Source organism: Pseudomonas sp. NPDC087614, assembly GCF_044743485.1.
GTDB lineage: Bacteria > Pseudomonadota > Gammaproteobacteria > Pseudomonadales > Pseudomonadaceae > Aquipseudomonas > Aquipseudomonas baetica_A.
Genome location: NZ_JBIUWN010000152.1, coordinates 1 through 4,185 on the forward strand (window position 1 = coordinate 1; position 4,185 = coordinate 4,185).

5 protein-coding genes are annotated in these 4,185 nt (G+C 53.6%); 3 read left to right on the forward strand and 2 right to left on the reverse strand.

Annotated elements, in window-relative coordinates:
- The coding region (locus ACIOWA_RS27505; RefSeq protein ID WP_401162884.1) for a hypothetical protein at positions 1-231 on the forward strand (231 nt) is incomplete at its 5' end.
- Positions 232-249: 18 nt separating this feature from the next.
- Positions 250-1,368, forward strand: a complete 1,119-nt coding sequence (mobV, locus tag ACIOWA_RS27510) for a MobV family relaxase (protein ID WP_262499569.1) — start codon at positions 250-252, stop codon at positions 1,366-1,368.
- Between the two features lie 446 nt (positions 1,369-1,814).
- Here the strand turns inward: mobV and ACIOWA_RS27515 are convergent, their stop codons facing one another.
- Together ACIOWA_RS27515 and ACIOWA_RS27520 are read right to left on the reverse strand one after the other, a co-directional pair.
- Positions 1,815-1,976 (reverse strand): hypothetical protein, encoded by a 162-nt coding sequence (locus tag ACIOWA_RS27515; protein WP_262499568.1) that lies wholly within the window; start codon positions 1,974-1,976, stop codon positions 1,815-1,817.
- A 32-nt stretch (positions 1,977-2,008) separates the two neighbouring features.
- Positions 2,009-2,533 (reverse strand): replication/maintenance protein RepL, encoded by a 525-nt coding sequence (locus ACIOWA_RS27520; protein ID WP_169907396.1) that lies wholly within the window; start codon positions 2,531-2,533, stop codon positions 2,009-2,011.
- 1,104 nt (positions 2,534-3,637) lie between these two features.
- Between ACIOWA_RS27520 and ACIOWA_RS27525 the strand changes: the two genes are divergently transcribed.
- Positions 3,638-4,003, forward strand: coding sequence for a DUF1413 domain-containing protein (locus ACIOWA_RS27525; protein ID WP_169907399.1), 366 nt, complete (start codon positions 3,638-3,640; stop codon positions 4,001-4,003).
- Positions 4,004-4,185 lie beyond the last annotated feature (182 nt).

Consider the following 4,185-nt stretch of genomic DNA (forward strand, 5'->3'; position numbering starts at 1 on the left):
CAGAGGCCACCGATTTTAAAGCTGGTTGCCGTGTACCGATCGGGTGTAATCGAGGGCCACGTTGAAGTCTTCAGCTTGCCTTGGATTCAGGAAGCAACGGTGAAGATCGATAGTGATCATCAAGCCATCACCACTGCGTTCAGCGTAAATGCCCCGCGACTGGCAGAGGTCAATGGATTGAGCCACGAGCTTGTCGGTTATCCGTTGGCGATCAGGATTGCTATCGCGTAGGTCCAGGTAAAAATTGCTTTGCATCCGACCACTTTCGCTCGAGAGACGATTGATCGTGGTATCGATACAAGTATCGAGCTGTTTCATTGTTATAGACATATCGAGGTCCTATATGGTTTTAATTTGCCGATAATGGACTCTTATTTATCCTTATTCAATGGTTATTTTCAAAATAAGATGAGCTATGCCATCATGCGGTGTAAGAAATTGGCGGCGCTGGGAAGCATTGCCGCCTCGATGCAGCATTGCTACCGCGAGCGCGAGACGCACAATGCAGACCAAGAGCGCACACCTGACAATCAGCACCTAGTCGCCAAAAGCACGGACGAGGCGATGGGCAGACTGCGGGCTTTGTTGCCGGAGAAACGGCGCAAAGACGCGGTGCTGGCCGTCGAATACGTGATGACGGCCAGCCCTGAATGGTTCGTTCAAGCGACACCAGAACAGGAAAAGGCGTTCTTCCAGCGATCCTTGCAGTGGTTGGCCGATAAGTACGGTGCCGACCGCATCGTCACGGCCAGCATCCACCGCGACGAAGCCACACCGCACCTATCCGCTTTCGTAGTGCCGCTGACCCAGGACAAACGCCTGAGCGCCAAGGAGTTCATTGGCAGTCGGGACAAGATGCGTGCGGATCAGACCACCTATGCGGCCTGTGTGGCCAATTTGGGCCTTGAGCGCGGGATCGAGGGCAGCAAAGCCACCCATCAGACGATCCAGCAGCACTACGCGGCGGTTCAACGTGGGGTGGTACCCAAAGCCACAATCAGCCCGAACAGCGTGGAACCACGGGTATTGCGCAAAAGACTGTTCTCAAGCGACGTTGAGACACCAGAGGCGGTGGCGGAACGTCTGACTAAAGCGATTAACGAAGGATTCGCGAGCACCATCGCTGCGGCGTCCACAGCGCTTCAAGAGCGCCGTAGGGCCAAGGAAATGCAGGACACGGCCAACGACCTCAGAACGCGGTTAGAAACGTTTCAAGGGGCGTTCAAAGGGCTTTCCAAAGATCAAATGACCCAGGTGCTTGCGCTGGCGATGACGCTTCAGCAGGAAAATGCCAAAGCGAAGGAACAGAGCAAGTCGGTTAGCCGCGACAAGCCCCGGGTTGGTCGAGACCAAGGCCAGGGCCTATGACGATAAAATGAGAGGCATCGCCTCTCGCCCCTGTCAGAACAGGAGATAAATCCGGACACCCCAGTAGATGATTTGCATCACACCAGCAATGACCGCGAAAGCAACGCTAATAGTTATAGGATCCATTGAATGGCCCTCCACAGCAGATACAGCGGGTTAGTCGGACAGCTCCAAAATCGGAGCCATTACCGCCGTTCCTTTCTGTAGAGATAACCCGACCAGTGGTGCTTTGTCGGAGGCCATTAAGTGTTGACGAGCCCGTCACGCTGGCCTATAGTTCAATTGTCTAGTTTGAATATGTTATCTTTCGAGAGAAAAATGGCGTGTACAATTAAATCTTAACACGGAAAACGCATCCGTGTCAATAGGTTGCGGAATATATTCTTCGCGTCTCGTAGTATTTATACGTTCGAATTTCAAAAAACCGCCTTTTTGGCGGTTTTTTTTTAATCGCGGGTACGTTGGGGCTTGTGATCCGCAACCACCTGGACCGGAATGTTCGCGAGCTGGCGGTCGAGGATTGCCAGTTCCTCGGTTGCGCCATCAGCCTCGATGGCGACTCGAAGTTCAGCCGCGTAGGCTGGATCGGCCCGTAGAAGGTTGGCCATGGCCTCATCATGGGATCGGTCTGAATTGGTCATTAGTCCAGTGCCAAATCCTGCTGGTCAGGTGGCGAAAGCTCCTCATCCCCGACTAAAACGCGGTCATCACTTGAAATCACAGGCACGTGAGTCAGTTTGGTCCGGGCCTTCTCGTGATAATCGCTGTCTTGCTCCGATTCCGATGCAATGACCGTTGCCGAGAAAATCGCGTAGCGCCTTGCGTTGCGGGCTGACTGCCAAAATGCGCGCTCATTAACGCAATAGGCTGTGGCATTTCCGATCTTGATTGCATCCAGCCAGTTGTCGTCTTTCAGGTGTTTGATTGCCTTTGCGACTGACGTTCGGCTCAGATCGGTAACCTCGCAGAGCGTTTTGTAGGAGCACACCACGGCATTTGTCGATTTGCCCATGTGCTCGACCAAATAGAACAGGATCTGCATTGCCACGGGGTTCCTACGAGCTAGCTCCCGCATCTGTTTCATGTAGCTCCGGTTGAGCTGGACGAAGTTGTAATTCTCGACGCCTGAAACCTGTTTCTCAGCTTCTTCCATGGTGGTACTCATCAGTCTCGTTTCGTACTACTGGTTGTACACAAGCCGGTACTGGTTGTAAATCTTGAAGCACTGGTTGCACACCTGAGTACACTCCTGGGGTGTACTCACCAGTACACTCCTGGGGTGTACTCTGTTTTTTTAAAATCCTTTAAAATCAATAGCTTACATAACATCCCCTTCTATATCTCAATAGGGCGCTGCCCTAGGCGATGCCTTACCCGAAAAGCACGGCCTTCGGCCTTCGGGAAATGCCTGCCCTTTGGGCAGAGGCTTTTTTGACTTGCAGCGGGCCTTCGGCCCTTGCCCATAGGGGCTTTGCCCCTCTGGACTCCCCACTCTTGCCGCCGAGGGCTCGGGGGGCTGGGGGAAGAGCACCCCCAGCCCCCACTCACGGAGGCTGGGGTCGTTCCGTGGGCGTCAAGGCCAGGCCGCTTCGCGGTCGCTACGCGAGCCTTGACCCCCACTCCACTCAGTCGTCCCACTGGTCTCTCACTTGTTCCCAGATCTCCCGGAGTACTTCATGCATTACCGCCTTGAGCAACAACTGCCCCACCACTTTGAAAATTTGTCGCATGGTCGGTCTCCTGTGTAATGACCGATGCTGATTAGATTGTCACGACACCCGTGCCAGAAGCCTCGACCGTATCCGGACCTAGATTTTAATCTGCTGGATGGAGTGCTCTTCGGGGTGGGTTTGCATGGTTTGCGGTCATGGTAAGGACAGCAGCTCATTCAATCGGGCGCGTGTTTCCGAAAGCACCGCAAAACTGAGTGGAAGGGGGTCAAGGTTCGCGCAGCGACCGCGAAGCGGCCTCGACCTTGACGCCCTGGAGCGACCCCAACGCTCAGGGCTGGTGGTCAGGGGCGCTCTTTCCCTGACCGCCTGCCACGTGGCGAACGCGGGGAGTCCAGAGGGGCAGCGCCCCGCTGGGTAAGGGCGTAGCCCGCGCAGGCCTTTGGTACTTTTGGCCTTTGGTACTTTTGGCCTTTGGTACTTTTGGCCTTTGGCCCATTTGGCCATAGGAGTTTATAGCTATTTATAGGTATGCATTGCTATTCAGTTAAACGCGTAGCTATAATCGCCAGATCTTAACTCCTGAAAGGAATTTCCAAATGGCAACGCTGCTAATCAACATCGACGATGACCTACTGCAAGAGCTGCTTGCAGGTGCTTCTGCAGAAAACTCGGGCCTTGATGAACACATCGGGCAACTACTGCTTTCTGCATCTGGAGCAGCTCCAGGTGTGAAATCAAAGTCAGCAACAGACAGCAATATGTTGGCCGAGGCGATTAAGCGCGCATCGCAAAAAGGGAAGGATGCGCAGTTCCGTCTGCAAGAACTTTTTGATCCGACTGAATGGAGTTCAGTCTCTCCGACTTCGTTTGGCCGCGTTTTCCGTAAGGAAGTGGAAGGCAAAAAAATCGCCGAACACATCGGCAAAGATGCTCAAAACAAAGCGATCTACAAGCGTAAATAACGAGATTCAAACGTGCCCGGCGTAGCCGGGCCGAACGATCTTTGCGAAGCAAAGTCTAGTGAGTACACTTCAAATGAAGTGGCCTGCCAGAGGCCACCGATTTTAAAGCTGGTTGCCGTGTACCGATCGGGTGTAATCGAGGGCCACGTTGAAGTCTTCAGCTTGCCTTGGATTCAGGAAGC

Coding starts and splice junctions, on each gene's coding strand:
- ACIOWA_RS27515 (WP_262499568.1), bottom strand. CDS start 1,976: ATGGCCAACCTTCTACGGGCCGATCCAGCCTACGCGGCTGAACTTCGA.
- ACIOWA_RS27520 (WP_169907396.1), bottom strand. CDS start 2,533: ATGAGTACCACCATGGAAGAAGCTGAGAAACAGGTTTCAGGCGTCGAG.
- ACIOWA_RS27525 (WP_169907399.1), top strand. CDS start 3,638: ATGGCAACGCTGCTAATCAACATCGACGATGACCTACTGCAAGAGCTG.